Origin of the sequence: Microbacterium forte (assembly GCF_031885415.1) — a bacterium.
Lineage (GTDB): Bacteria > Actinomycetota > Actinomycetes > Actinomycetales > Microbacteriaceae > Microbacterium > Microbacterium forte.
The window spans coordinates 431,167-455,739 of sequence record NZ_CP116871.1 but is presented as its reverse complement, the minus strand read 5'-3'; the positions used below and the strand labels follow the sequence as shown (position 1 = coordinate 455,739).

General features: G+C 67.1%; 25 protein-coding genes and 4 tRNA genes. 14 read left to right on the top strand and 15 right to left on the bottom strand.

Going from position 1 to position 24,573, the window contains the following annotated elements; all coding sequences use genetic code 11:
• Positions 1-4 precede the first annotated feature (4 nt).
• Together pdxT and pdxS are read right to left on the bottom strand one after the other, a co-directional pair.
• On the bottom strand, positions 5-607 hold the full coding sequence (gene pdxT, locus OB895_RS02345) for a pyridoxal 5'-phosphate synthase glutaminase subunit PdxT (protein ID WP_311878872.1): 603 nt from the start codon (positions 605-607) through the stop codon (positions 5-7).
• Complete coding sequence (gene pdxS / locus OB895_RS02340) at positions 597-1,490, bottom strand: pyridoxal 5'-phosphate synthase lyase subunit PdxS (protein ID WP_311878870.1); 894 nt, start codon at positions 1,488-1,490, stop codon at positions 597-599. The genes pdxT and pdxS overlap by 11 nt, the downstream gene beginning before the upstream one ends.
• Positions 1,491-1,602: 112 nt before the next feature.
• On the opposite strand from pdxS, the gene OB895_RS02335 reads away from it, so the two are divergent.
• The gene (locus OB895_RS02335) at positions 1,603-2,910 is read left to right on the top strand and encodes an aminotransferase class I/II-fold pyridoxal phosphate-dependent enzyme (protein ID WP_079112832.1); all 1,308 of its coding nucleotides are present in this window, start codon (positions 1,603-1,605) and stop codon (positions 2,908-2,910) included.
• A 46-nt stretch (positions 2,911-2,956) separates the two neighbouring features.
• The gene (gene pdxY / locus OB895_RS02330; protein ID WP_042540269.1) at positions 2,957-3,808 is read left to right on the top strand and encodes a pyridoxal kinase PdxY; all 852 of its coding nucleotides are present in this window, start codon (positions 2,957-2,959) and stop codon (positions 3,806-3,808) included.
• 6 nt (positions 3,809-3,814) lie between these two features.
• Here the strand turns inward: pdxY and OB895_RS02325 are convergent, their stop codons facing one another.
• The 5 genes from OB895_RS02325 to OB895_RS02305 are packed head-to-tail and all read right to left on the bottom strand — an operon-like array spanning position 3,815 to position 8,128.
• On the bottom strand, positions 3,815-4,363 hold the full coding sequence (locus OB895_RS02325; RefSeq protein ID WP_311878866.1) for an HIT family protein: 549 nt from the start codon (positions 4,361-4,363) through the stop codon (positions 3,815-3,817).
• Positions 4,360-6,360, bottom strand: a complete 2,001-nt coding sequence (gene thrS / locus OB895_RS02320; protein ID WP_311878864.1) for a threonine--tRNA ligase — start codon at positions 6,358-6,360, stop codon at positions 4,360-4,362. The genes OB895_RS02325 and thrS overlap by 4 nt, the downstream gene beginning before the upstream one ends.
• Positions 6,361-6,406: 46 nt before the next feature.
• Positions 6,407-6,766 carry a YnfA family protein gene (locus tag OB895_RS02315; protein WP_311878862.1) on the bottom strand — a complete coding sequence of 120 codons (360 nt, stop codon included), beginning with the start codon at positions 6,764-6,766 and terminating at the stop codon, positions 6,407-6,409.
• A gap of 43 nt (positions 6,767-6,809) precedes the next feature.
• Positions 6,810-7,529, bottom strand: a complete 720-nt coding sequence (locus OB895_RS02310; RefSeq protein ID WP_311878859.1) for a response regulator transcription factor — start codon at positions 7,527-7,529, stop codon at positions 6,810-6,812.
• On the bottom strand, positions 7,496-8,128 hold the full coding sequence (locus OB895_RS02305; RefSeq protein WP_311878857.1) for a sensor histidine kinase: 633 nt from the start codon (positions 8,126-8,128) through the stop codon (positions 7,496-7,498). The genes OB895_RS02310 and OB895_RS02305 overlap by 34 nt, the downstream gene beginning before the upstream one ends.
• A 177-nt stretch (positions 8,129-8,305) precedes the next feature.
• Between OB895_RS02305 and OB895_RS02300 the strand changes: the two genes are divergently transcribed.
• From OB895_RS02300 to OB895_RS02290, 3 genes are all read left to right on the top strand, one after another.
• Positions 8,306-9,256 (top strand): alpha/beta hydrolase, encoded by a 951-nt coding sequence (locus OB895_RS02300; RefSeq protein WP_311878854.1) that lies wholly within the window; start codon positions 8,306-8,308, stop codon positions 9,254-9,256.
• A gap of 63 nt (positions 9,257-9,319) precedes the next feature.
• Positions 9,320-9,739, top strand: a complete 420-nt coding sequence (locus OB895_RS02295; protein WP_052492931.1) for a DoxX family protein — start codon at positions 9,320-9,322, stop codon at positions 9,737-9,739.
• Positions 9,740-9,795: 56 nt separating this feature from the next.
• Positions 9,796-11,142 (top strand): cryptochrome/photolyase family protein, encoded by a 1,347-nt coding sequence (locus OB895_RS02290; RefSeq protein ID WP_311878848.1) that lies wholly within the window; start codon positions 9,796-9,798, stop codon positions 11,140-11,142.
• Between the two features lie 183 nt (positions 11,143-11,325).
• On the opposite strand, the gene OB895_RS02285 is transcribed toward OB895_RS02290, so the two are convergent.
• From OB895_RS02285 to OB895_RS02275, 3 genes are all read right to left on the bottom strand, one after another.
• Positions 11,326-11,397 (bottom strand) — tRNA-Val (locus OB895_RS02285).
• A 23-nt stretch (positions 11,398-11,420) separates the two neighbouring features.
• Positions 11,421-11,491: transfer RNA gene (locus tag OB895_RS02280), tRNA-Cys, on the bottom strand.
• Between the two features lie 53 nt (positions 11,492-11,544).
• Positions 11,545-11,617: transfer RNA gene (locus tag OB895_RS02275), tRNA-Gly, on the bottom strand.
• 152 nt (positions 11,618-11,769) lie between these two features.
• Here OB895_RS02275 and OB895_RS02270 point away from each other — a divergent pair.
• Together OB895_RS02270 and OB895_RS02265 are read left to right on the top strand one after the other, a co-directional pair.
• Positions 11,770-11,845, top strand: a tRNA-Val gene (locus OB895_RS02270).
• A 246-nt stretch (positions 11,846-12,091) separates the two neighbouring features.
• The gene (locus tag OB895_RS02265; RefSeq protein WP_311878845.1) at positions 12,092-12,514 is read left to right on the top strand and encodes a GIY-YIG nuclease family protein; all 423 of its coding nucleotides are present in this window, start codon (positions 12,092-12,094) and stop codon (positions 12,512-12,514) included.
• 50 nt (positions 12,515-12,564) lie between these two features.
• On the opposite strand, the gene OB895_RS02260 is transcribed toward OB895_RS02265, so the two are convergent.
• Positions 12,565-12,948 (bottom strand): SPW repeat domain-containing protein, encoded by a 384-nt coding sequence (locus tag OB895_RS02260; protein WP_042540254.1) that lies wholly within the window; start codon positions 12,946-12,948, stop codon positions 12,565-12,567.
• A 96-nt stretch (positions 12,949-13,044) separates the two neighbouring features.
• Here OB895_RS02260 and OB895_RS02255 point away from each other — a divergent pair, with 96 nt between their 5' ends.
• Positions 13,045-13,743, top strand: coding sequence for a Pr6Pr family membrane protein (locus OB895_RS02255; RefSeq protein WP_194285922.1), 699 nt, complete (start codon positions 13,045-13,047; stop codon positions 13,741-13,743).
• Here the strand turns inward: OB895_RS02255 and OB895_RS02250 are convergent.
• From OB895_RS02250 to zapE, 3 genes are all read right to left on the bottom strand, one after another.
• On the bottom strand, positions 13,689-14,267 hold the full coding sequence (locus OB895_RS02250) for a type II toxin-antitoxin system PemK/MazF family toxin (protein ID WP_079112860.1): 579 nt from the start codon (positions 14,265-14,267) through the stop codon (positions 13,689-13,691). The two genes, OB895_RS02255 and OB895_RS02250, sit on opposite strands and share 55 nt — an antisense overlap.
• Positions 14,268-14,287: 20 nt before the next feature.
• Positions 14,288-15,526 (bottom strand): ammonium transporter, encoded by a 1,239-nt coding sequence (locus OB895_RS02245; RefSeq protein ID WP_042540252.1) that lies wholly within the window; start codon positions 15,524-15,526, stop codon positions 14,288-14,290.
• Between the two features lie 115 nt (positions 15,527-15,641).
• Positions 15,642-16,691, bottom strand: a complete 1,050-nt coding sequence (zapE, locus tag OB895_RS02240) for a cell division protein ZapE (RefSeq protein ID WP_079112861.1) — start codon at positions 16,689-16,691, stop codon at positions 15,642-15,644.
• A 144-nt stretch (positions 16,692-16,835) separates the two neighbouring features.
• Between zapE and OB895_RS02235 the strand changes: the two genes are divergently transcribed.
• A complete protein-coding gene (locus OB895_RS02235) occupies positions 16,836-17,729 on the top strand; it encodes a sulfurtransferase (protein WP_309688779.1) in 894 nt (297 codons plus the stop codon).
• A 19-nt stretch (positions 17,730-17,748) separates the two neighbouring features.
• Positions 17,749-18,180 (top strand): SufE family protein, encoded by a 432-nt coding sequence (locus tag OB895_RS02230; protein WP_056377665.1) that lies wholly within the window; start codon positions 17,749-17,751, stop codon positions 18,178-18,180.
• Here the strand turns inward: OB895_RS02230 and OB895_RS02225 are convergent.
• A complete protein-coding gene (locus tag OB895_RS02225; RefSeq protein ID WP_079112862.1) occupies positions 18,164-19,318 on the bottom strand; it encodes an alpha/beta hydrolase family protein in 1,155 nt (384 codons plus the stop codon). The genes OB895_RS02230 and OB895_RS02225 overlap by 17 nt on opposite strands.
• A 25-nt stretch (positions 19,319-19,343) precedes the next feature.
• Between OB895_RS02225 and OB895_RS02220 the strand changes: the two genes are divergently transcribed.
• From OB895_RS02220 to OB895_RS02205, 4 genes are all read left to right on the top strand, one after another.
• A complete protein-coding gene (locus OB895_RS02220; protein WP_042540241.1) occupies positions 19,344-19,925 on the top strand; it encodes a DUF3000 domain-containing protein in 582 nt (193 codons plus the stop codon).
• Complete coding sequence (locus OB895_RS02215; RefSeq protein WP_311878829.1) at positions 19,918-21,111, top strand: ribonuclease D; 1,194 nt, start codon at positions 19,918-19,920, stop codon at positions 21,109-21,111. Before OB895_RS02220 ends, OB895_RS02215 begins: the two co-directional genes overlap by 8 nt.
• Before the next feature lie 73 nt (positions 21,112-21,184).
• On the top strand, positions 21,185-22,390 hold the full coding sequence (locus tag OB895_RS02210) for a thiolase family protein (protein WP_056377658.1): 1,206 nt from the start codon (positions 21,185-21,187) through the stop codon (positions 22,388-22,390).
• Positions 22,391-22,395: 5 nt separating this feature from the next.
• Positions 22,396-24,555, top strand: a complete 2,160-nt coding sequence (locus tag OB895_RS02205) for a 3-hydroxyacyl-CoA dehydrogenase NAD-binding domain-containing protein (RefSeq protein ID WP_311878827.1) — start codon at positions 22,396-22,398, stop codon at positions 24,553-24,555.
• The last annotated feature ends 18 nt before the right edge of the window (positions 24,556-24,573 follow it).

The window sequence follows — 24,573 nt, the reverse complement described above, 5'->3', positions numbered from 1 at the left end:
GATGTCATCGACCGCTGCGATCTCGGACCCGCTCGAGGAACATCTCGTGGAAGCGCGTCTCACCGTCGACCTCGGGATGAAAACTGGTGCCGAGCAGCGACCCATGCTGCACCGCGACGATCCCGCCGTCGGGCAGCGTGGCGAGCACTTCCACATCAGGACCGACCCGCTCCACGATCGGAGCGCGGATGAAGGTCGCGTGCACAGGGGGCTCGCCGAGCACCGGAAGATCGAGCGACATCTCGAATGACTCCGTCTGACGCCCGAAGGCATTGCGGCGGACGGCGATGTCCATACCGCCGAACGACTGCTGCCCGTCGATGCCGTCGAGCACCTCGTCTGCGAGGAGGATCAGCCCCGCACATGTTCCATACGCGGGAAGCCCGGCGCTGATCGCGGCACGGATCGGCTCCTGCATCCCGAAGGTGCGCGAGAGCTTGTCGATCACGCTGGACTCGCCACCGGGGATCACGAGGCCGCTCACGGCGGCGAGCTCCTCGGGGCGCCGCACGAGGACGACGTCGGCACCGAGCCCGGCCAGCAGGGCGGCGTGCTCACGCACGTCGCCCTGCAGGGCCAGCACGCCGACTGCGGGTCTACCAGCCACGCTCGGCCAGGCGGTGCGGTGCGGGGAGGTCGGAGACGTTGATGCCGACCATCGCCTCTCCGAGGCCGCGCGAGGCCTCGGCGATGACCTTCGCGTCATCGAAGAACGTGGTCGCCTTGACGATCGCCTTCGCGCGCTCGACGGGGTTGCCCGACTTGAAGATCCCGGAGCCGACGAACACGCCGTCGGCGCCCAGCTGCATCATCATGGCGGCATCCGCAGGCGTGGCCACGCCGCCGGCGACGAAGAGCACGACGGGGAGCTTGCCCGTCTCGGCGATCTCGGCGACGAGCTCGTACGGCGCCTGCAGCTCCTTGGCGGCGACGAACAGCTCGTCCTTGGGCAGCGCGGTGAGCGCGGCGATCTCGCCGCGGATCTTGCGGATGTGCTTCATCGCCTCGGAGACATCGCCGGTGCCGGCCTCGCCCTTGGAACGGATCATGGCCGCACCCTCGTTGATCCGGCGGAGTGCCTCACCGAGGTTCGTGGCACCGCAGACGAACGGCACGTCGAAGCCGTGCTTGTCGATGTGGTTCACGTAGTCGGCGGGCGACAGCACCTCGGACTCGTCGATGTAGTCGACGCCGAGCTCCTGCAGCACCTGCGCCTCGACGAAGTGACCGATCCGGGCCTTGGCCATCACGGGGATCGAGACCGAGGCGATGATGCTGTCGATCATGTCGGGGTCGCTCATCCGCGACACTCCGCCCTGGGCGCGGATGTCGGCGGGAACCCGTTCGAGGGCCATCACGGCGACGGCGCCGGCGTCCTCGGCGATCTTCGCCTGATCTGCGGTGACGACGTCCATGATCACCCCGCCCTTGAGCATCTCGGCGAGACCGCGCTTGACGCGCGAGGATCCGGTGGTGGGCTGTTCGGTCATGAGAGCTCCTGTCGGGGAAGCACGATGTGCATGGGTGTCGAACGATGTCTCGTTTGATCTAGGCCAAACAGTAGCACTGTCCGGAACGACCTAGAATCGGAGGTGAGGACACATGAGCGACCAGATCACGGGAACCACCGCAGCGGACATCGCCGACAGCGTGCGCGGGCTGCGCGACCGCGGAGTCCTGCGTGCAGGCAGCCCTCTTCCGCCTGTCCGCGAGCTGGCGGCGACTCTCGGCGTCAACCGCAACACCGCCGTCGCCGCCTACCGACAGCTCGCCCAGGCGGGGATCGTCATCTCGCGCGGTCGCGCCGGCACGGTCATCACGGGTCTCGAGGCCGTCGCCCAGGAGGGATACGCGTCCGACACGGTGCTGCGCGACGTCGGCACCGGCAACCCCGATCCCCGGCTGATCCCCGATCCGTCGCAGGCGCTCGCCACGGTCGCCGGGCGACCCGTGCTCTATGGAGAACCCGTCATCGACCGCGGTCTCGACGAATGGGCGCGCGAGTGGATCGCCGGCGACATCGGCCACCTCGACTTCGGCATCACCGTGACCAGCGGGGCTGTCGATGCCGTGGAGCGCCTTCTCGCTCAGGCGCTGATGCGCGACGACGCCGTCGCGCTCGAGGACCCCTGCTTCCTCGCCAGCATCCACACGGTGCGCCTCGGGGGGTACCGTGCGATCCCCGTGCCCGTCGATGACCAGGGCATGACGGTCCAGGGGCTGCGTCAGGCGCTGGATGCCGGCGTCCGCGCAGTGATCTGCACTCCTCGTGCACAGAACCCGACCGGTGCGAGCCTCACTGCCGCCCGGGCCGCCGAGCTGCGCGCCGTGCTCGCTGACCACCCGTATGTGCTGATCATCGAAGACGACCATTTCTCGATGCTGTCCCATCGGCCGTACGAGTCCCTCATCGGACCCGAGCACCGCCGGTTCGCCCTCGTGCGCTCGGTCTCGAAATTCCTCGGACCCGACATGTGCCTCGCGATCGCCGCGACGGACGCGACCACGGCCGAGCGCCTCGCCATGCGGCTCAGCCCGGGAACCACGTGGGTCAGCCACCTGCTGCAGCGTCTCACTCTGACCCAACTCACCGATGACGCTGTCGTCTCACGGATCGCCGAGGCCCGAGAGCATTACGCCGCGAGGAACGCGGCCTTCGCAGATCGTCTGCGGGAACAGGGACTCGACTCCCCCGCCACCGACGGACTGAGCCTGTGGGTGCGGCTGCCGAAACCGGCGAGGGTCGTCGCCGAGCGACTGATGCGACGTGGCTGGCTGGCGCGCACGGGAGACGACTTCGCCCTCGACGAGCGGGCCGAGCCCTCACACCACCTGCGCCTCACCGTTCATGACCTGTCAGAAGACGACGCGGAGACGCTCGTCGCCGACCTCGTCGCAGCCGTGCGATGAACACCCGCCGCGGGATCCTTCCCGCCCTCACTGAAAGGATCGGAGAATGAAGATCCTCTCCATCCAGTCCGCCGTCGCGTACGGCCATGTCGGAAACTCCGCCGCAGTCTTCCCTCTGCAGCGCATCGGCGTCGAGGTGCTCCCGGTCTACACGGTGAACTTCTCGAACCACACCGGCTACGGCGCCTGGCGCGGCCCGTTGATCGATCCGAACGACGTGCGTGAGGTCATCACAGGCATCGAGGAACGCGGCGTCTTCGGCGAGATCGATGCGGTGCTCAGCGGGTATCAGGGCGGCGAGGGCATCGGAGACGTGATCATCGACGCCGTCGCGCGGGTCAAGGCCGCCAACCCCGACGCCGTGTACGCGTGCGACCCGGTCATGGGCAACGCGAAGTCCGGATGCTTCGTCGCACCGGCCATCCCGATCCTCCTGCGCGAGAAGGTCGTGCCGGCTGCCGACATCATCACGCCGAACCAGTTCGAGCTCGGCTTCCTCACTGACACCGAGCCCGACACGCTGGAGTCCACTCTGACGTCGGTCGACCTGGCGATGGCGATGGGACCGCGCACGGTGCTCGTCACGAGCGTCGAGCGCCCCGACCGCGAAGAGGGCACCATCGAGATGCTCGTCGCCGACCCGACCGGCGCCTGGATCGTGCAGACGCCACGCCTGCCGATGAAGGCCAACGGCTCGGGTGACGTGACCGCGGCCCTGTTCACGGCGCACTACGTCGCGACGGGCGACGCCAAGACGGCGCTCGAGCGCACGGCATCCAGCGTGTTCGACCTGCTCGCGGCGACCCTCGAGTCCGGTGCGCGCGAACTGCAGCTCGTCGAGGCGCAGGAGTTCTATGCGAACCCGCGCATGCAGTTCACCGCGCGTCAGGTGCGCTGACCCGCGCTAGGCCTTCGGCCAGGCGTCTGCCACGGCCTCGCGTACCTCGCCGAGCAGCTGTGGCAGCGCCTTGGTCTTCGCGATGATCGGGAAGAAGTTGGCGTCCGACGTCCATCGCGGCACGATGTGCTGGTGCAGGTGTCCGTCGACGCCGGCGCCCGCGACGGCGCCCTGGTTCATCCCGAGGTTGAAGCCGTCGCAGCGTGACACCTCTCGGAGTACGCGCATGCCCATCTGGGTCAGCGCACCGATCTCGGCGACCTCTTCGGGCGTCGCCTGGTCGTAGGTCGCGATGTGGCGATACGGGCAGACCAGAAGGTGCCCCGAGTTGTAGGGGAACAGGTTGAGCAGCACGTAGGCCGTCTCGCCCCGTGCCACGATGAGCCGCTCGGCATCCGGGAACTTCGGAGCCTTGCAGAACGGGCACTCCTCGCGCAGCGGCTCCGGGCCCGCCTGGATGTACGCCATCCGGTGCGGGGTCCACAGCCGCTGGAACTCGTCGGGGACGCCGGCGAATTCGCCGGCGTCCTCCCACGGCTCGGAGGGCGTCGTCACGCCAGGTCCCCTGCTGTCTGCACGAGAGCGTGCGCGTCGATCGCGGCACGGATGCGAGAGACGGCGTCGGCGATCGGCACGCCGTTCTCCTGCGTGCCGTCGCGGTAGCGGAACGAGACGGTGCCCGCCTCGCGGTCCTTCTCCCCCGCGATCAGCAGCAGCGGAACCTTGCCGGTCGTGTGCGTGCGGATCTTCTTCTGCATCCGGTCGTCGGAGGTGTCGAGCTCAGCCCGCACTCCCTGCGTCCGGAGGGTGTCGACGACCTCGCCGAGGTAGTCGGCGAACTCGTCTGCGACGGGGATGCCGACGACCTGCACCGGCGACAGCCACACCGGGAAGTCACCGGCGTAGTGCTCGAGAAGGATCGCGAAGAACCGCTCGATCGACCCGAACAGCGCACGGTGGATCATGATCGGCCGCTTCTTGTGGCCGTCCTTGTCCATGTACTCGAGCTCGAAGCGCTCGGGCAGGTTGGGGTCGACCTGCACGGTCGACAGCTGCCAGGTGCGGCCGATCGCGTCGCGCGTCTTGAGGTCGATCTTGGGGCCGTAGAAGGCGGCCTCGCCCGGAACCTCGGTGAGCTTCAGACCGGATGCCACAGCGACGCGACGCAGAGCATCGGTCGACGACTCCCAGAACTCGTCCGAGCCGATCCACTTGGACTTCTCGTCGTCCTTCATCGACAGCTCGAGCTCGAAGTCGGTCAGGCCGAAGTCGCGGAGCATCGACAGGATGAACTCGAGGACCTTGGAGACCTCGCCCTCGAGCTGGTCCGGCGTCACGAAGAGGTGCGAATCGTCCTGGGTGAAGCCGCGCACGCGAGTGAGGCCGTGCAGTGCACCGGACAGCTCGTTGCGGTACACGGTGCCGTTCTCGGCGAAGCGCAGCGGCAGGTCGCGGTAGCTGCGTGCCCGCTCCTTGTAGATGAGGATGTGCATCGGGCAGTTCATGGGCTTCAGGTAGTAGTCCTGGCCCTGCTTGGTGATGTTTCCCTCGTCGTCGCGCTCCTCGTCCATCACGATCGGCGGGTACATGCCCTCCTTGTACGTGACGAGGTGGTTCGAGGTGAGGAAGAGGTCTTCCTTCGAGATGTGCGGGGTGTACACGTACGTGTAGCCGCCCTCGATGTGCCGCCTGCGCGCGTGCTGCTCCATCTCGCCGCGGACGATGCCACCGCGAGGGTGCCAGACCGAGAGGCCCGAGCCGATCTCCTCGGGGAACGAGAACAGGTCGAGCTCCTTGCCCAGTCGACGGTGGTCGCGCTTCGCGGCCTCCTCGAGACGGTGCTGGTACTCGCGCAGCTCGTCCTTCGACGGCCACGCCGTGCCGTAGATGCGCTGCAGCTGCGGGTTCTTCTCACTGCCGCGCCAGTAGGCGGCGGCGATGCGGGTGAGGTCCCAGCCGTTCCCGATCATGCGGGTGTTGGGCAGGTGCGGCCCGCGGCAGAGGTCCTTCCAGACGACCTCGCCGTCGCGGGTCGTGTTGTCGTAGATCGTGAGTTCGCCCTCGCCGACTTCGACGGACGCGCCCTCTGCCGCCTCCTTGCCGCCCTTGAGACCGATGAGCTCCAGTTTGAAGGGCTCGTCGGCGAGCTCGGCTCGTGCCTCGTCGTCGGTGACGACCCGGCGCACGAAACGCTGGCCCTCACGCACGATGCGCTGCATCTCTTTCGTGATCGCCTTGATGTCCTCGGGCGTGAACGGCGTCTCGACGCCGAAGTCGTAGTAGAAGCCGTCGGTGATGGGCGGACCGATGCCGAGGTTCGCCTGCGGGTTGATCCGCTGCACCGCCTGCGCGAGCACATGCGCCGCCGAGTGTCGGAGGATGTTGAGTCCGTCAGGGCTGTCGATCGTGACCGGCTCGACCTCGTCGGCATCCGTCACTGTCGCGGCGAGGTCCTTGAGGGTTCCGTTGACGCGCATCGCGACGACTGAACGGTCAGAGAACAGGGCGAAGCCGTCTTTCGGCTGAGCATTTTCAGGCACTGCACACTCCATCTGGGTCTGGATCTAGGCTACTCGCATGCCCGGGGCCGATTGACCGCTACAGTCCCGTCTCCGACGAGGTGTCCGCCGCCGTCGGCGCGAGGATGATGATCGCCGCGCCGACCAGCGCGATCGCGGATCCGACCCAGTCCCAGAGCGTCGGCTTGAAGCCGTCGACGATGATCCCCCACGCCAGGGATCCGGCGATGAACACGCCGCCGTACGACGCCAGCACACGCCCGAAGTTCGCGTCGGGCTGGAGCGCCGCGATGAACCCGTATGCGCCGAGGGCCATGACCCCGAGAACCGCGAACACCCAGCCTCTGTTCTCCTTCAGAGCCTGCCAGATCAGCCAGGCGCCCCCGATCTCGGCGACGGCGGCGAGCACGAACAGGATGCTGATGCGCAGGACGGTCATGATCCCAGTGTGGCGCAGGGCTTGTCACGCCTGACGACGCGGATCAGTCGCCGGCCACGACGAGTCCGGTCTCGTAGGCGAGGATGACGAGCTGCGCCCTGTCGCGTGCTCCCGCCTTCGACATGATCCGGTTCACGTGGGTCTTCGCGGTGTGCGGCGAGATCGTGAGCCCCGCGGCGATCTCGTCATTGGCGAGGCCTTCGGCGACGAGCACGAGCACTTCGCGCTCGCGCGGAGTCAGGAGAGCGAGGGCGGTGGTCCATCGTGCGGCGGGGTCTGATCCGCCGCGTCGGATGGAGCGCTCGATCAGTGCACGCGTGGCCATCGACGACAGCAGGGCTTCCCCGTCGTGGACGGTGCGCACAGCCCGGACGATCTCGTCGGGTTCCGCGCCTTTGCCGATGAAGCCGCTCGCCCCCGCGCGAAGTGCGGCGACGACGTTCTCGTCCTCTTCGAACGTCGTCAGGATCAGCACTCGCGGCTGAGCCGCCGAGTCGTTCTGGACGGCTGAGTCGTTCTGAGCGCAGATGAGCGCGGTGGCGGCGATTCCGTCGAGCTCCGGCATCCTGATGTCCATGAGCACGACGTCCGGTGCGGCCGTCTTCGCCAGACGCACGGCGTCGTGTCCGTTCGATGCCTCCCCCGCGACCACGAGGCCACCGTCGATGAGGATGTCCCGCACGGCATGTCGCACGAGAGGCTGGTCGTCGACCACGAGCACCGAGACCGTCACGGCGTATCGACGCCCTCGACCGGGATCCACGCCTCCAGCGAGAAGACACCTCGATCGCTGCCGAAGTGTGCCGCTCCACGCACCGCTGCGAGCCGCTCCTGGATGCCACGGAGTCCGTTGCCGGGGGCCGGCGACGCAGGTGCGACGTTTCTGGTCGGGTTCACGATCGTCAGGTGCAGGGCCGCGCTCTCGATGCGCAGCGCCACGGTGGCTGTGCCTCCGAGGCCGTGCTTGTGGGCGTTCGTGAGTGCCTCCTGCAGCACGAGATACGCCGCGTGGTCACTCGCGGGCGACAGCACGAACCCGTCGTCCTGGCGCCGCAGATCGACTCGGAGCCCACCTCGTCGAAAACCGTCGATCAGGGTGTCCAGCTGGGCCAGCCCGCTCTGCGGCCGGCGGTCTTCGGGGTCGTCGAGAGCATCGGAGCGAAGCAGCGACATGAGGCCGCCGATGTCGCTGAGCACAGTGCGAGATGCACTGCGCACCGTGGTGAGAGCCTCCCTGGCGCGCTCCGGCCTGCTGTCGAGCGCCGACGAGGCGACACCGGCGTTCAGGCTGATCACCGCGATCTGGTGGGCTACGACATCGTTCAGTCGAATCCCGCCACGGGGTTCACGGGTCGTCGGCATGCATCCAGTATTTCGCGTCTCCGCGACGCCCGGATCCTCCCGCCGGATGACATCCGCATACCGCGAACGCGGTATGCGGATGTCCGTCGAGGGCTGACGCGCGGGCGTCTCGCGTTCGTCAGGCTGGAGAGCAGGCGCGCGCTCCTCCCGATCTCCACGTGCGCCGGGAAGGCCACCGTGCGCAGATCCATCAAGAGAACCCTCGTCGTCCTGACCGCGATCGGCGGCGTTCTCGCGGTCGGTCTCACGACCACGACGATCGTGAATGCGGTAGCCACAGCCACCGAGCGCGACCGTATCGAACCCTACGGTCAGACGGTGGTGGTCGACGGCCGCGAGATGAACGTCCTCGTCGCAGGAGAGGGCGCGACCGACATCGTGCTTCTCCCGGGCTTCGGCACGGCCTCGCCTGTGCTCGACTTCGCGCCGCTGGTGTCCGATCTGGCTGAAGATCACCGGGTGATCGTCGTCGAACCGTTCGGCTATGGTCTGAGCGACGGCACCGACACCGAGCGGACGACCGAGAACATCGTCGGCGAGATCCACGAGGCACTCCGGGTGCTGCAGGTCGACGAGTACGTCCTCATGGGGCACTCGATCGCAGGGCTCTATGCGATCGAGTACGCCGAGCGATACCCGGATGAGGTGACGGCCTTCGTCGGCATCGACACGAGCGTGCCGGGGCAGCCGAACATGGACACGCAGTTCCCCGTCGGGCTGTTGGGCGCGGCGAAGAGTCTGGGCCTGGTCCGAGTCATCACGAGCCTGACGGGCGATGACCTGGGCGGCCTCGACTACGACGACGACGCGCGCGAGCAGATGGCGCTCCTCAGCAATCGGAACTCGCTCTCCCCCACCTATCTCGATGAGATGACGCACATCAGGACCAACTTCGCGGATGCCGCGGGCACCGGCTTTCCCGACCGACTCCCGCTCCTGCTGTTCGTGGTCGCCGACAACGCGGTCACTCCGAACTGGCTCGACCTGCACGAGCGCCAGGCCGCGGCCGTGGACGACGGAACCGTCATCCCCATCGACGGCGAGCACTATCTGCATCACACGCACGCACCCGAGATCGCCGACGGGTTTCGCGAATGGGAGGGCGCCCGAATGCTCGGTTCCGGATGACCGGGCGTGGCGGCGCTCCGACGAACCGCATGCCCTCCGGAGCCGTCGGGGTAGCGTGAGCAGATGATCAGAGCACTGGCGCGTTGGATCCTCGCACTCGCACTCGGGGCGATAGGCATCGTCCATTTCGTGAGCACCCGGGGCTTCCGGGTCGTCGTGCCGGACTGGGCCACGAAGGCCACGCGCCTCGACAAGGACGCGATCGTGATCGCCTCGGGAGCCGCTGAGGTCGCTCTCGCCGTCGGGCTGCTCGCCCTCCCGAAGGAGAGACGCCGCATGGGCTTCGCGACTGCCGCGTTCTTCGTCGCCGTCTTCCCCGGAAACGTGCACCAGTGGCGAACCCGACGGTCGACGCCGGGTCTCGACACCGAGGCTCGTCGTTTCGGACGCCTCTTCCTCCAGCCGCTCCTGGTGCTGTGGGCTGTGTGGTCGACCGCCGAGCCAGCTCCCGCGCGTAGGCGACCGGCGCGCCGTAGCCGCTGAGGTCCCAGGCGCGCAACCCCGCCCACCGGTTCGGACGCTCGGGTGAGAATGGTGCCATGGTCTCTCCCTCACTCGTCTGGCTCCGCGACGACCTTCGGCTCGCCGACAATCCGGCACTGAGGGCAGCGATCGATCGCGACGAACCCCTGGTCATGCTGTACGTCCTCGACGAGGAGTCCCCCGGCATACGACCGCTGGGCGGTGCTGCTCGCTGGTGGCTGCACCATTCCCTCGCGTCGCTGAGCGAACGGGTGCAGGACCTCGGCGCATCGCTCATCCTCCGGCGTGGTCCGGCCGACCGCGTCGTGCGCGAGACGGTCACCGACACCGGAGCCACAGCCGTGTTCTGGAACCGGCGCTACGGCGGTGCCGAACGTGACATCGACACGACCCTGAAGACGTCATTGCGCGATGACGGACTCGAGGTGACGTCCTTCCAGGCATCGCTGCTGCACGAGCCGTGGACGGTGAAGACCGGCAGCGGCACCCACTTCTCGGTGTTCACTCCGTTCTGGCGCGCCTGCCTCGCGCTTCCCACGCCCCGAGCGCCGCTCCCCGCACCGCGAAGCCTCGACGGAGTCGCCAGCGCGCCGGCCTCAGACGACCTCGACGACTGGAACCTGCTGCCCACCCGCCCTGACTGGGCCGGCGGACTGCGCGAGACCTGGGAGCCCGGCGAGCCTGCCGCGCGCGCCCGGCTGCGCTCCTTCCTGCACGAGGACATCGGGTCATATGACCGCGCCCGTGACGAACCGTCGGCCGGTGCCACCTCTCTGCTTTCGCCTCGTCTCCGCTGGGGCGAGCTCAGCCCGTTCACCGTCTGGCAGGAGGCGGTCGACGCCGACGGTGCCGCAGGTTTTCTCTCGGAGCTCGGCTGGCGCGAGTTCGCCTGGCACACGACGTTCCACTCCCCCGATCTGGCGACCGTCAATCTGCGCCGTCAGTACGACGCGTTCCCGTGGCCGCCGCTCGATCCGGCGCAGCTCGAGGCGTGGCAGCATGGCGACACCGGCATCCCGCTGGTGGATGCGGGCATGCGGGAACTCTGGCACACCGGCTTCATGCACAATCGGGTGCGCATGGTCACGGCATCGTTCCTCGTGAAGAACCTGCTGATCGACTGGCGTCGCGGCGAGGAGTGGTTCTGGGACACGCTGGTCGATGCTGACGGCGCGAGCAACCCGTTCAACTGGCAGTGGGTGGCGGGGTCCGGCGCTGACGCCGCACCGTACTTCCGTGTCTTCAACCCCGAACTGCAGGCGAAGAAGTTCGACCCGAACGGTCTCTACATCTCGCAGTGGGCATCGGATGCTCCGTCGGAGCCGATCGTCGATCTCGCTGCGACACGCAAGGCTGCGCTCGCCGCCTACGACGTGGTCAAGCGGTCGTCACAGCCGACCTGATCGCAGTGTGAGCGGGCAGTTGCCCCGCTCCCGTCGTGTGAACACGGGTCGAGCTACGAAGCGGGCTGGAGGACCCTGCTCCGACGCTCATCACCGCCGAGTGAACGATCTCCTCGTCGGCTCGTTCGGCGAAAGATCACCCCGGAGAAACAAAAAACCCCCGGAAAACCGGGGGTTTCTCTGTGCGCGATACTGGGATCGAACCAGTGACCTCTTCCGTGTCAGGGAAGCGCGCTACCGCTGCGCCAATCGCGCCCGTTCGGGCTATTCAGTTACTGAGGTGGCGACGGGATTCGAACCCGTGTAAACGGCTTTGCAGGCCGGTGCCTAGCCGCTCGGCCACGCCACCGTGTGGATTGACCCCACGTGCGGAAGGCCTTCCGAAGAAGGCCCCTGCACTTGAGCGGATGACGAGACTCGAACTCGCGACCCCAACCTTGGCAAGGTTGTGCGCTACCAACTGCGCTACATCCGCGTTGTTCCCGGTTGTTGTCCCGGGCACTTATGAAACATTAGCCGATGATCGGCGACTGTCAAAACTCAAACCGAATCTCGCGCGTGTCTCCCAGCATGGTCAACTTCGCCTCCGACCGTCGGGTAGTATCGGTTGACGTACCCCACAGGTATGGGCGATTGGCGCAGTTGGTAGCGCGCTTCCTTCACACGGAAGAGGTCATCGGTTCGAGTCCGGTATCGCCCACCACAACCCCGCACACTCAGGTGTCGCGGGGTTTTTTCGCACCCATGAGCGGATCGTCGCCCGGCACAGGATGACCACTCTGCTCGACGACTTCCTCTCGGGCGACCGCAGCCGCGGGATGCCGGCGGTGTGGGAGACCATCCACTCCCGGGATCTCGACCCGCTCGTCGCAGCGCTTCCAAGACTCCGGCTCGCTGCGGCGCAGCTAGGCGAGGTTCGACGTCGGTGGCTGCCGGTAGCGTGCCGACCGTGTCGGCCATCCAGCTACCCAGCCCCTGCTCGCTGTGCGGCCACGCGGAGGCAGTGCGCGTGGCAGCGGCGCTGATGTGCGCCTGGTGCGGATGGCGATACGGGGACTCGCCGGATCCCGGTCTGCCCAGGCCCGTGATCGAGGTGGTCTACTACATCCGCTATGACCGCCGAGTGAAGATCGGAACCAGCCGTCGCCCTCGGCAACGCCTCGCCAGCATCCGGCACGAAGAGCTCCTGGCCTTCGAGCGTGGCGGTCGGGAAGTCGAACAGGCGAGACATCGGGAGTTCGCGGAAGCCCGCGAGGGGGGCGAGTGGTTCACGCTCACCCCGATCCTGTCGGCGCACATTGCGGGGCTGCACACTGAGGGCGAACCCTGGCAGCAGTACGCACGCTGGGTGAGCTCGGCGTTGCAGAACTGAAGCCCCGCACGGGGCCGACGTTCCGTGCGGGGCTTCAGAGTGCAGATGGATCAGGCGCGTGCTGTGGCCTTGACGCTCGCAGGCTGGGGCTGTGAGAACAGGACGACCAGGATCACGGCGACACCGACGACCACGTGCGGGAGCCACACGTTGGGCGCCTCGGTCGAGAAGCCGAAGATCCAGGGCGAGAGCGCCAGGAACAGGCTCGCGACGATGTCGAAGACGAGGTGGACGGGCATCGGGATGAAGCCGAAGGGGCCCCATTCGTACTTCGTGAACAGGCTGTAGACGATGAGGCCGACGCCGAGCACGATCGGGATGATCACGGCGGGACCGCCGACGTTTGCGAAGCCGAACAGCCACGGAGCAGCGATCAGCGCCACTCCGACGACGTAGTCGAGGATGCCATGGACCTTGGTGGGGATGAAACGCATGATGCCTCCTGTGATGTCGTCGCGTGCTGCGACTCACAGATGGTTCGCAGCGCTTCGCCGAACGGATTGCAGGAGTCCCGCTCGTACCCTGAACGGATGACGTCATTGCCGCCTGCCTCTCCTGGGATCGGAATCCTCCGTGTGCTCGTGGGCGGAGTGGTGGTCGAGATCCTGGTGTTCACGTATGTGATCGGAATTCCCCGTCAGGGAGCGAGTCTGGTCGACTACTTCGGCTACTTCACGAATCTGACGAGTCTGCTGACCGCTGGTGTCCTGATAGCGACGGGGCTGCTGACGATTCGCCGTCGCTCGATACCTGTACCGCTCACCAGCGCTCGTGCCGTGGCCGTTGCGTGCATGATCGTCGTGGGCGTCGTGTACAACGTGCTGGTACCGGGAACCGGAAGCGCGCCGGCCTGGGTGAGCCTCGCACTCCACACCCTGTTCCCCGTGCTGCTGGTGTTCGACTGGGTGCTCATCGGCGATCGTGCTCCGATGCCGTGGCGACGCCTCTGGCTCGTGCTCCCGTACCCGGTCGCATGGCTGGGCGTCGTCTTGCTCAGGGGCATCACGGACGGCTGGGTGCCCTACGGATTCCTGCTGCCCGAGCGGGGCGGCATGTCTCTGACACTGCACGTCGCGGGACTCGTGGCGGCTCTCGTCGCATCCGGCTCGCTGGTGTGGACGCTCAGCAGAGTGCGCGGCTTCGGGACCCCGAGACGCTCGAAAGAGTCAGATGCTCACGCGCTCGCCCAGCCGTACCGACGTGCCAGCGCCGATGCGACCCGACCGTAACGAGAACGGTCGAGCACGGCCGCCTCGCGGCGCAGACCGCTCTCGTGCACGCTGTAGAGCTGCTCGATATCGACCCACGACTCGCGTCCTTGCGAGTCCCAGTCTCCGGAACCGATCGACAGATAGTCGCGGTCGCCGTCGTGGGCCTTGCTCGTCATTCGCACCGCGTAGACCCGATCCGCCGATTCGCGCCCGATCACGAGCACCGGACGGTCCTTGCCCCTGCCGTCGTTCTCCTCGTACGGCACCCAGGTCCAGATGATCTCTCCCGCGTCCGGTGCGCCGTCGCGGTCGGGCGCGTAGCCGATGCGGAGCTGCTCGATCCGGTCGGGGTCGACGCGCACCGTCTCCTTTCCCCGCGCGGGATTTCTCGAGCCGGATGCTGCGGAGCGCACCTCCTCGGACGTGCGCACACGCGAGACCGGGCGTCCCGGACGAGTGTTCGTCCGAGACGCCCGGTCAGATCCCAGTGCTGTGAAGAGGATCTCCGCGAGTCTTGCCAGGATGCCGTTCGAGTTGCTCACACGGTCACCCTAACGGGAGTTCAGGCGTCGGCCAGTGCGTATCCCTCCTCGCCGTGCACGACCTGGTCGACACCGGCGATCTCGTCTTCGCTGGTGACGCGGAAGCCGATCGTCTTCTCGATCGCGAAGCCGATGATGAAGGCGACGACGAAGGAGTAGACCAGCACACCGAGAGCTGCGATCGCCTGGACGGCGAGCTGGCGTGCGTCGCCACCGACGAAGAGACCGGTTCCGGAGGCGAAGAAGCCGAGGTAGAGCGTTCCGATCAGGCCACCGACGAGGTGGATGCCGACGACGTCGAGCGAGTCATCGAAACCGAGGCGGAACTTCATCTCCACCGCGAGTGCGCACACGATGCCGGCGACGGCACCGAGCAGCAGCGACCACCCGGGGGTCAGGTTGGCGCAGGCGGGGGTGATGGCGACCAGACCGGCGACGGCACCCGACGCTGCACCCACCGACGTGGGCTTTCCGTCCTTGATCTTCTCGATCAGGATCCAGCCGAGGATCGCGGCCGCCGTAGCGCCGAGGGTGTTCAGACCGATGAGTCCGACGCCGCCCATGTCCTCTGCGAGCCACTCGGCACCGGCGTTGAAGCCGAACCAGCCGAACCACAGCAGAGCAGCACCGAGGAGGGTCAGCGGAACGTTGTGCGGCTTGAGGATGCCCTTCTGGAAGCCGATGCGCTTGCCGAGGACGATTGCGAGCGCGAGCGCGGCAGCACCCGCGTTGATGTGCACAGCGGTACCGCCGGCGTAGTCGATCACTCCGATGCCGCTGTCCTCACCGAAGAGCGTGGTGCCGAGGTTCATGATCCAACCGCCGCCCCAGACCCATGCGGCGACGGGGAAGTATCCGACCGTGGCGAAGACGCCGGCGAAGATCAGCCAGCTGCCGAACTTCGCACGGTCGGCGATGGCACCCGAGATGAGTGCGACGGTGATGATCGCGAAGGTCGCACCGTATGCGACTCCGAGAAGTGCGACGTTCGACCCCTCACCGGCCGCGAGGCTGGAGAGGCCGATGTCGGCGAAGGGGTTGCCTGCGAAGGCGGTGGGGCTGTCGACGGCGCTCATCGAGAACCCGAAGAGGATCCACAGAACGGCGACGAGGCCGATCGAGCCGAAGCTCATCATCATCATGCTGACGACGCTCTTGGCCTTGACGAGACCGCCGTAGAAGAAGGCGACGCCGGGCGTCATGAGCAGTACGAGGGCGGTCGCGGTGATCGCCCAGGAGATGTTGCCTGGAGCATCCATAGTCAAACCTCACATTCGGGAAACTGAGAGCTTCAGTGTGAGGCCGCCCGATTTCCGGAATGCGTGAGGTTTGTTGCGGCGGCGTTACAGAGACGCCGCGTGTGTGAACATCGCGTTACGCGACACTGCGATCCGCGTGTGTAAGTGCATTGAGTCTGGAGATAGCACGCAGGTATTTCTTGCGGTATCCGCCGCTCAGCATCTCCTCCGCGAACACCTGATCGAGGCTCACACCGGTGGCGACGATCGGGATCTGCGCGTCGTACACACGGTCGACGAACGCGACGAAGCGCAGAGCCTCGGACTGGTCCGTCAGAACTCGCACGTCCTTCAGGCCCACGAGGTCGAGTCCTGCGATGATCCGGAGGTAGCGCGAGGGGTGCACGCGAGCCAGGTGACGGATCACATCGGCGAACGAGTCGTCTGATGCGATGCCCCGGCCGGCCCCATCCTCGATCGCGCGGTCGTACGCATCGTCATCGCTGACGACGGCGTGCCCGTCGAGAGCGCGCTGGCGGAAGTCCACGCCGTCGATGCGGATCGTCTGGAAGCTGTCCGACATCGCGTGGATCTCACGCAGGAAGTCCTGCGCGGCGAAGCGTCCCTCTCCCAGCGCGTTCGGCGGCGTGTTCGAGGTTGCGGCGAGCTTGGTGCCGGTCGGCACGAGTTCGCCGATCAGGCGCGTCATCACCATGGTGTCGCCCGGGTCGTCGAGCTCGAACTCGTCGATGCACAGCAGATCGGCGCCCTTGAGCAGGTCGACGGTGTTCTTGTATCCCAGCGCGCCGACCAGAGCCGTGTACTCGATGAACGAGCCGAAGTACTTCCTGCGCGCGGGCATCGCGTGATAGATCGAGGCCAGCAGGTGGGTCTTTCCGACGCCGAAGCCGCCGTCGAGATAGACGCCCGGCTTCGTCTCGGGCTCCTTCTTGGCTCGGCCGAAGAATCCACCGCGCTTCACAGGAGCGCCTCGTCCGGCGAAGCGGATCAGTGTCTCCTTCGCCTCTTCCTGAGACGGGTACGCCTCGTCGGCGCGATAGCTCTCGAACGTGGCGCCGTCGAACTGCGGCGGCGGCACGAGGCTGGCCAGCATCTCGGGACCGGTGACGGTCGGCTGTCGATCTGTCAGGTGCACGATGCCCGTGCGGGTGGGCGTGTCGGTCATCACGGTCCTGTATCGGGGCGCACCTGTGTCGAAGTCTTACGAATCCGGTGCAGGGCGCGCGGCGTGGATCTATCGTCGAAGTATCGGCTCCACATTACGCCGTCACCCCTGCATCATCGCCGCTCACCGTCTGAGGAGATCCCTGTGGCCATCGAGTTCGACACCACTTCGTCCAAGTTCGCCGAGTATGCCGAGCCCGGCCGGCTCGTGACCACCGAGTGGCTGGCCGAGCGCCTCGGCACGCCCGGCCTGGTCGTCGTCGAATCCGACGAGGATGTGCTCCTCTACGAGACCGGTCACATCCCGGGCGCCGTGAAGGTCGACTGGCACACCGAGCTCAACGACCCGGTCGTCCGCGACTACGTCGATGGCGAGGGGTTCGCGAAGCTGCTCAGCAGCAAGGGCATCTCCCGCGACGACACGGTCGTGATCTACGGCGACAAGAACAACTGGTGGGCCGCCTACGCACTCTGGGTCTTCTCGCTCTTCGGCCACGAGGACGTGCGACTGCTCGACGGCGGTCGCGATCGCTGGATCGCGGAGGGTCGAGAGATCACCCGCGACGCACCGCAGATCACACCGACGGAGTACCCCGTCGTCGAGCGCGATGACTCTGTGATCCGCGCCTACAAGGAAGACGTTCTCGCACACATCGGCAGCCCCCTGATCGACGTCCGCTCCCCCGAGGAGTACAGCGGTGAGCGCACCACCGCACCGGCGTACCCCGACGAGGGCGCTCTGCGCGCAGGCCACATCCCGACTGCTCAGAGCGTGCCGTGGGCCAAGGCGGTCGCAGAGGACGGCGGCTTCAAGTCGCGTGCCGAACTCGATGCGATCTACCGCGACGGCGCCGGGCTTGCGGACGGCGACGACGTCGTCGCGTACTGCCGCATCGGTGAGCGCTCCAGCCACACCTGGTTCGTGCTCAGGCACCTGCTCGGCTTCGAGAACGTCCGCAACTACGACGGCTCGTGGACCGAGTGGGGCAGCGCGGTGCGCGTCCCGATCGTCACCGGATCGGAGCCCGGATCCCTCTGACCGTGGGAGGATGGCGGGGATGAGCAAGAGCGAACTTCCTGACACCCTCGCCGAGATCCGCGACGGATTCCTCGAGACCCCCGAAGCGGATCGTCTGCTGCTCCTGCTGGAGTACTCGGACGAGCTGCCCGAGGTCTCCGAGGAGGTCGCGAACCACCCGGAGATGTGCGAGCGCGTCGCGGAGTGCCAATCCCCCGTCTACATCTACGTCGAGGTGAATGACGGCGTGGTCACGATGCACGCGACGGCTCCGCCCGAGGCACCGACCACGCGCGGGTTCGCGAGCATCCTCGTGCAGGGCATCACCGGCCTCACTGCTGACGAGGTCCTGGCGATCCCCGACGACTACCCGCAGTCGATCGGGCTCACCAGAGCCGTGTCGCCCCTGCGCATCGGCGGCATGACGGGAATGCTCATGCGCGCGAAGAAGCAGGTCAGGCAGAAGCGCTGAAGCCCTGAGCGGCGAGCCATCCGGTGATGGCGTCGCTCCACCCGGTCTGGTCGTAGTTCCAGATCTTGGTGTGCCGAGCGCCCGAGAATGCCGGCATGGTGACGAGATCCGGGCGGGCCTGCTGCAGCGCGTGCGACGCGTCGGCCGGCACGAATCCGTCGTCATCGCTGTGCAGGATGAGAATGGGCACTTTCAGCTCATCCGCGCGCGCCACTATGTCGAGGCTGTCGAACGAGATCGCGTTCTCAGCGCCGCTGAGCCGCGCGGTCAGCGGAACGGACAGCGCGCTCATAGCCAGATCCGGCAGCGGCGCGCGCATTCCCGCCGCTCGCGCCTGGAAGCGCAGCACGCTGCGCCAGTCGATCACGGGCGACTCGAGGATCAGTCCGGCGATGCGGTCGCGGTTGCCCGAGTTCAGTGCGGTCTGCAGAGCGACCGCACCCCCCATCGACCATCCCATCAGGATCACGCGCTCAGCGCCGTGGCGCAGCGCGTACGAGACAGCGGCGTCCACATCGCGCCACTCGGCGGCCCCCAGCGCGTAGGAGCCGCTTCGGCTGCGTGGAGCCTCGCCGTCGTTCCGGTACGACACGACGAGGTTCGGGAAGCCCGCCGCGTGCAGCACGGGGACTGCGCGAAGGCACTCGGCACGGGTGACTCCGCGGCCGTGCACCTGGACCACCCACGTCGACGATTCGCCGGGGAAGAGCCACGCGGGGCACGGACCCGCCGGTGACCCGATGAGCACGTTCTGCCATGGCAGGTGCAGCTCGCTGGGCGTCGAGTAGTACCAGCCGCTGAATCCCGCACTCCTGTCGACGCGGGCGCCGGGCTCGATCTGCGTGAGCAGCTTGCGCCGCACGGTCGTCGCGTCGGCGCTGAGCACCGCACCGAGCTTGACGTACCCGTACGTGCCCGAGGTGAAGAGACCGTAACGCCCCGGCAGCTCGGTGTCTCGTGTTCGAGTGAGCTCGATCGTCTGCGCGCCGGTGTCGACCGCGAGGATCTCGACGTCGGCCGGTCGTTTCTTCGGAATCACGACCCGGCGGGCCACGCTGAAGACGAGCAGGGCCAGTGCCGTCCCGAGAGCGAGCAGTGCAGGGACAAGGAGCGCAACGGCGTGCCTGAGACTCTTCATCGCTTCCTGACTCTAGCCTGTTGCCGTGACCGCTCACCCCGATGCCGGGACGATCTTCGACGCCGCCGTGGCCGAACTGCGCGATATCGCCTTCCGCGCAGACATCACCATCCGCGAGATACCCACACCACAGGGCCTGGCTCCGCACGCCCTCGCGCTCGCCGCAGACGTCCGCCCGGACGACAGCGGGGAGTCCGCCTACGGCACCGGACGCTTCGTGCTGCTGCATGATCCCGACAACCCGGCAGCATGGGACGGCGACTGGCGAATCGTGATCTTCGCCCAGGCTCCGCTGGAGACGGAGATCGGCACCGATCCCCTGCTCGCCGATGTCACCTGGTCGTGGCTCGTCGACGCGCTCGACTCCAGGGGCGCCGGCTATCACTCCGAGTCCGGTACGTCGACCAAGACCCTCTCGAAGGGCTTCGGTGGCCTCGCCGTCGAAGGAGACGGCGCACAGATAGAGTTGAGGGCGTCCTGGACACCCGAGGGCCCCTTCGCACCCCATGTCGAGGCCTGGGTCGAACTGGTCGGGATGCTGGCGGGTCTTCCGCCGGGTTCCGAGGGCATCGCCGTTATCGGCGCGCGAAAGGCAGCACGTGACTGAATACTCCGTGATCTCCGACGTCTCGGAGTTCCGTGCAGCGTGCGCTGCACTGGCCGCAGGCACAGGCCCTGTCGCCGTCGACGTCGAGAGGGCATCCGGATTCCGCTATTCCCAGCGGGCGTATCTCGTGCAGGTCTTCCGCCGAGACGCGGGGGTCTTCCTCTTCGACCCCCCGGCGCTCGGCGACTTCAGCCCGCTGCAGGAGGCGATCGGCGATGTGCTCTGGGTCTTCCATGCAGCCAGCCAGGATCTCCCTTCGCTTCGCGAACTCGATCTGCTGCCGCAGGAGATCTTCGACACCGAGCTCGCATCGCGTCTGCTGGGTCACGAACGAGTCGGTCTCGCTGCCGTCGTGGAGAACACGCTCGGCATCACCCTCAAGAAGGAGCACTCTGCGGCGGACTGGTCGACCAGACCGCTCCCCCCTGCCTGGCTCGAGTATGCGGCGCTCGATGTGCTGTACCTGATCGACGTCTATGAGGCGCTGAAGGCGGAGCTCGAAGAGCAGGGCAAGACCGCGTATGCCGCCGAGGAGTTCGCCGCCACGCTCACCCGACTCCCGAAGCCTCCGCGCGAAGACCCCTGGCGTCGCCTGAGCGGGCTCCACCAGGTGCGCGGTGCGCGCAACCTGGCCGTCGCGCGCTCGCTGTGGCAGGCTCGCGAGGCCTTCGCGCAGGATCAGGATGTCTCTCCGGGACGTCTGGTGCCGGATCGCTCACTGATCGCTGCGGTGCTCGCGAACCCGCAGAGCAAGCAGGCGCTGGCAGGCATCAAGGACTTCCAAGGTCGAGCGAGCCGTACGCAACTCGATCGCTGGTGGCAGGCGATGGTCGATGGACGCACCACGGAGGAGCTGCCCCGTGAGCGGGTTCCGAGCGACACGCTGCCGCCACCTCGGGCATGGTCGGACCGCAATCCGGAGGCCGATGCGCGCCTCAAGGCCGCGCGCCCCGTCGTCGAGGCCACGGCTGAGGAGCTCGGAATGCCGACGGAGAACCTGCTCACCCCCGATCACCTCCGCCGGGTGGCCTGGGACGTGCCGGGAACGACGCCGGAAGCCATCGGCGACGCGCTCGCGGAGCTCGGTGCCCGCCCCTGGCAGATTGCACAGACTGCACAGAAGATCGCCGACGCCTTTGTAGAAGCCGCGCAAACACCCGACGAGCCCCCGTCGGACGCTTCGTAGGTTCGATCCAACCGATTCCTCCCCGTTTCCGGCCCTCCATAGACTGAGGCCACCGCACAAACTTGGAGGCAGAGTGGCCGAAATATCGGACGTCTTCTTCGTCGATGGAGTGCGCACCCCCTTCGGGCGCGCCGGCGAAAAAGGCATGTACTGGAACACCCGCGCTGATGACCTCGCTGTCAAGGCGACCATCGGCCTCATGGAGCGGAACGCAGCCGTCCCGGCCGACCGCATCGACGATGTCGCCATCGCCGCGACCAGTCAGACCGGAGACCAGGGTCTGACCCTCGGCCGTTCCGTGGCGATTCTCGCGGGGCTTCCGCAGACTGTGCCAGGACTTGCCGTCGAGCGCATGTGCGCCGGCGCGATGACCAGCGTCACGACCATGGGCGCGTCGATCGGCGTCGGCATGTACGACTTCGCTCTCGCCGGCGGTGTCGAGCACATGGGCCACCACCCGATCGGCGGCAACGCCGACCCCAACCCGCGTTTCGTCGCCGAGCGCATGGTCGACCCCGGTGCCCTGAACATGGGCGTCACGGCCGAGCGTATCTTCGACCGCTTCCCGCACCTGACGAAGGAGCGCTCCGACCGGTTCGGCATGCTCAGCCAGCACAAGGTGCAGGCGGCCTACGACGCCGGAAAGATCCAGCCCGATCTCGTGTCGGTCGCGACCAAGGGCGCCGACGGCGCCTGGGGTCTCGCCACCGAGGACGAGGGTCGTCGTCCGCAGACCACGATGGACGACCTCGCCGCCCTGAAGACGCCCTTCCGCCCGCACGGTCGGGTGACGGCGGGAACCTCGTCGCCGCTCACCGACGGCGCCACGATGTCGCTGCTCGCCGGCGGTGGAGCCGTGAAGGAGTTCGGCCTGGCGCCGAAGATGCGCATGGTCTCGTTCGCCTTCGCCGGCGTTCAGCCCGAGATCATGGGAATCGGACCGATCCCCTCGACGGAGAAGGCCCTGAAGAAGGCCGGACTGACGATCGCCGACATCGGCCTGTTCGAGCTCAATGAGGCCTTCGCGATTCAGGTCATCTCGCTGCTCGATCACTTCGGCATCGCCGATGACGACCCCCGTGTCAACCAGTGGGGCGGCGCCATCGCACTCGGTCACCCCCTCGCGGCATCCGGTGTGCGTCTGATGATCCAGCTCGCGGCGCAGTTCGCCGAGCGCCCCGACGTGCGTTACGGCCTGACGGCCATGTGCGTCGGTCTCGGGCAGGGCGGCTCCGTCATCTGGGAGAACCCGCACTACGACGGCAAGAAGAGGAAGTAAGCCCGATGGCCAACTCGATTTCCGAGCAGTACGCGAATGTCGACTTCTCCCCCATCCAGGCTCTCACCGACGGCGAGGTGATCACGCACTCCCCCGTGCGTGACATCCGCCTCGCGTCGGGCAAGGTCCTCGCGCTGATCACCCTCGACAACGGACGCGACCACAACCGCCCGAACACTCTGGGACCCGCCACGCTCACCGCCCTCGGCGAGACCCTCGACGGGCTCGCCGCCCGCGCCGCTGCCGGAGAGATCCAGGCGGTCGGCATCACCGGCAAGCAGTACATCCTCGCCGCCGGCGCCGACCTCTCCGACATCAGCAAGGTCGGCTCGCGTGACAACGCCCGCCTGATCGCGCAGCTCGGTCACAAGGTGTTGGGCAAGCTCGGCGAGCTCGGAGTGCCGTCGTTCGCGTTCGTGAACGGCCTCGCGCTCGGCGGCGGTCTGGAGATCGCGCTGAACTCCAGCTACCGCACGGTCGACGCCTCCGCAGCGGCGATCGCGCTCCCCGAGGTCTTCCTCGGGATCATCCCCGGGTGGGGTGGGGCGTATCTTCTGCCCAACCTGATCGGAATCGAGAACGCTCTCGAGGTCGTCATCTCGAACCCGCTCAAGCAGAACCGGATGCTGAAGCCGCAGCAGGCCTTCGATCTCGGCATCGTCGATGCGATCTTCCCCGCGGCCAACTACCTCGAGAACTCTCTCGCCTGGGCAGATGCGGTCCTCGGGGGCAAGAAGGTCGAGCGCAAGAACGAGCCGGGCAAGATCGAACGACTCACCAAGTGGCCGATCGCGATCAAGATGGCCCGAGGCATGCTCGAGTCGAAGATCGGCACGGTTCCGAAGTCTCCGTATGCCGCACTCGACCTGCTCGACAAGGCGAAGAGCGGAACGAAGGCCGAGGGCTTCGCCCGAGAAGACGAGGCCCTCGCCGATCTCGTGACGGGTGACCAGTTCGCCGCCTCGATGTATGCCTTCGATCTGGTGCAGAAGCGCGCGAAGCACCCGGTCGGCGCTCCCGACAAGGCCCTGGCCAAGAAGGTGAGCAAGGTCGGCATCATCGGCGCCGGCCTGATGGCCAGCCAGTTCGCGCTGCTGTTCGTGCGCAAGCTGCAGGTGCCCGTGCTGATCACCGACCTCGACCAGGCGCGCGTCGACAAGGGAGTCGCCTACATCCACGAGGAGATCGGCAAGCTCGAGGCGAAGGGTCGCCTCGACGCGGACTCCGCCAACAAGCTCCGGGCGCTCGTGACCGGCACCACCGACAAGAGTCTCTACGCCGACTGCGACTTCGTCATCGAGGCCGTCTTCGAAGAGGTCGGCGTCAAGCAGCAGGTGTTCGGCGAGATCGAGAAGGTCATCGCCGAAGACGCCATCCTCGCGACGAACACCTCGTCGCTGTCTGTGGAAGAGATCGGCGCGAAGCTCGCTCACCCCGAGCGCCTCGTCGGGTTCCACTTCTTCAACCCGGTCGCGGTGATGCCGCTGATCGAGATCGTGAAGACACCGGGCACCTCCGAGGCCGCGCTGTCGACGGCATTCGTCGTCGCCAAGAACCTGGGCAAGAACGCGGTGCTCACCGCCGACGCCCCGGGCTTCGTGGTGAACCGTCTGCTGGCGAAGGTCATGGGCGAAGCAGCTCGCGCGGTCTACGAGGGCACCCCGATCACGGACGTCGAGAAGGCCTTCGCGCCGCTCGGCCTTCCGATGGGTCCGTTCCAGCTGATCGACCTGGTCGGATGGAAGGTCGCCGCTCATGTGCAGGACACGATGGCGCACGCGTTCCCCGACCGCTTCTATGCGAACGAGAACTTCCATGCGCTCGCAGAGCTCGATGCGGTCGTCGAGAAGGACAAGGGCGGTCGCGTCACCGGCTGGACGAAGCAGGCAGAGAAGCTGCTGAGGCCCGCCGTCGGCAAGACGCCGGCGTCGGCAGAGACGATTCTGCAGCGCGTGCAGGACGGCCTTGCGAGCGAGATCAAGCTGATGCTCGACGAGGGCGTCGTGCCCGAGGTCGAGGACATCGATCTGTGCCTCATCCTCGGAGCCGGCTGGCCGTTCATCGACGGCGGCGCATCGCCGTACCTCGACCGTGAGGGCGCCTCGCAGCGGGCGTTCGGCGGCGAGTTCCACACGCCGCAGATCCGCGGCATCGAGAACCGCTGATCTGAACATCGGAGGGGG

Excerpts from the sequence above, each read along its gene's own strand:
- OB895_RS02260 (WP_042540254.1), bottom strand. The coding sequence starts at position 12,948 with ATGCGTTTCATCCCCACCAAGGTCCATGGCATCCTCGACTACGTCGTC.
- OB895_RS02255 (WP_194285922.1), top strand. The coding sequence starts at position 13,045 with ATGACGTCATTGCCGCCTGCCTCTCCTGGGATCGGAATCCTCCGTGTG.
- zapE (WP_079112861.1), bottom strand. The coding sequence starts at position 16,691 with ATGACCGACACGCCCACCCGCACGGGCATCGTGCACCTGACAGATCGA.
- OB895_RS02305 (WP_311878857.1), bottom strand. The coding sequence starts at position 8,128 with ATGCCGACGACCCGTGAACCCCGTGGCGGGATTCGACTGAACGATGTC.
- pdxS (WP_311878870.1), bottom strand. The coding sequence starts at position 1,490 with ATGACCGAACAGCCCACCACCGGATCCTCGCGCGTCAAGCGCGGTCTC.
- pdxY (WP_042540269.1), top strand. The coding sequence starts at position 2,957 with ATGAAGATCCTCTCCATCCAGTCCGCCGTCGCGTACGGCCATGTCGGA.
- OB895_RS02205 (WP_311878827.1), top strand. The coding sequence starts at position 22,396 with ATGGCCAACTCGATTTCCGAGCAGTACGCGAATGTCGACTTCTCCCCC.
- OB895_RS02295 (WP_052492931.1), top strand. The coding sequence starts at position 9,320 with ATGATCAGAGCACTGGCGCGTTGGATCCTCGCACTCGCACTCGGGGCG.
- OB895_RS02225 (WP_079112862.1), bottom strand. The coding sequence starts at position 19,318 with ATGAAGAGTCTCAGGCACGCCGTTGCGCTCCTTGTCCCTGCACTGCTC.
- OB895_RS02290 (WP_311878848.1), top strand. The coding sequence starts at position 9,796 with ATGGTCTCTCCCTCACTCGTCTGGCTCCGCGACGACCTTCGGCTCGCC.
- OB895_RS02230 (WP_056377665.1), top strand. The coding sequence starts at position 17,749 with ATGAGCAAGAGCGAACTTCCTGACACCCTCGCCGAGATCCGCGACGGA.
- thrS (WP_311878864.1), bottom strand. The coding sequence starts at position 6,360 with ATGGAGTGTGCAGTGCCTGAAAATGCTCAGCCGAAAGACGGCTTCGCC.
- OB895_RS02335 (WP_079112832.1), top strand. The coding sequence starts at position 1,603 with ATGAGCGACCAGATCACGGGAACCACCGCAGCGGACATCGCCGACAGC.
- OB895_RS02245 (WP_042540252.1), bottom strand. The coding sequence starts at position 15,526 with ATGGATGCTCCAGGCAACATCTCCTGGGCGATCACCGCGACCGCCCTC.
- OB895_RS02315 (WP_311878862.1), bottom strand. The coding sequence starts at position 6,766 with ATGACCGTCCTGCGCATCAGCATCCTGTTCGTGCTCGCCGCCGTCGCC.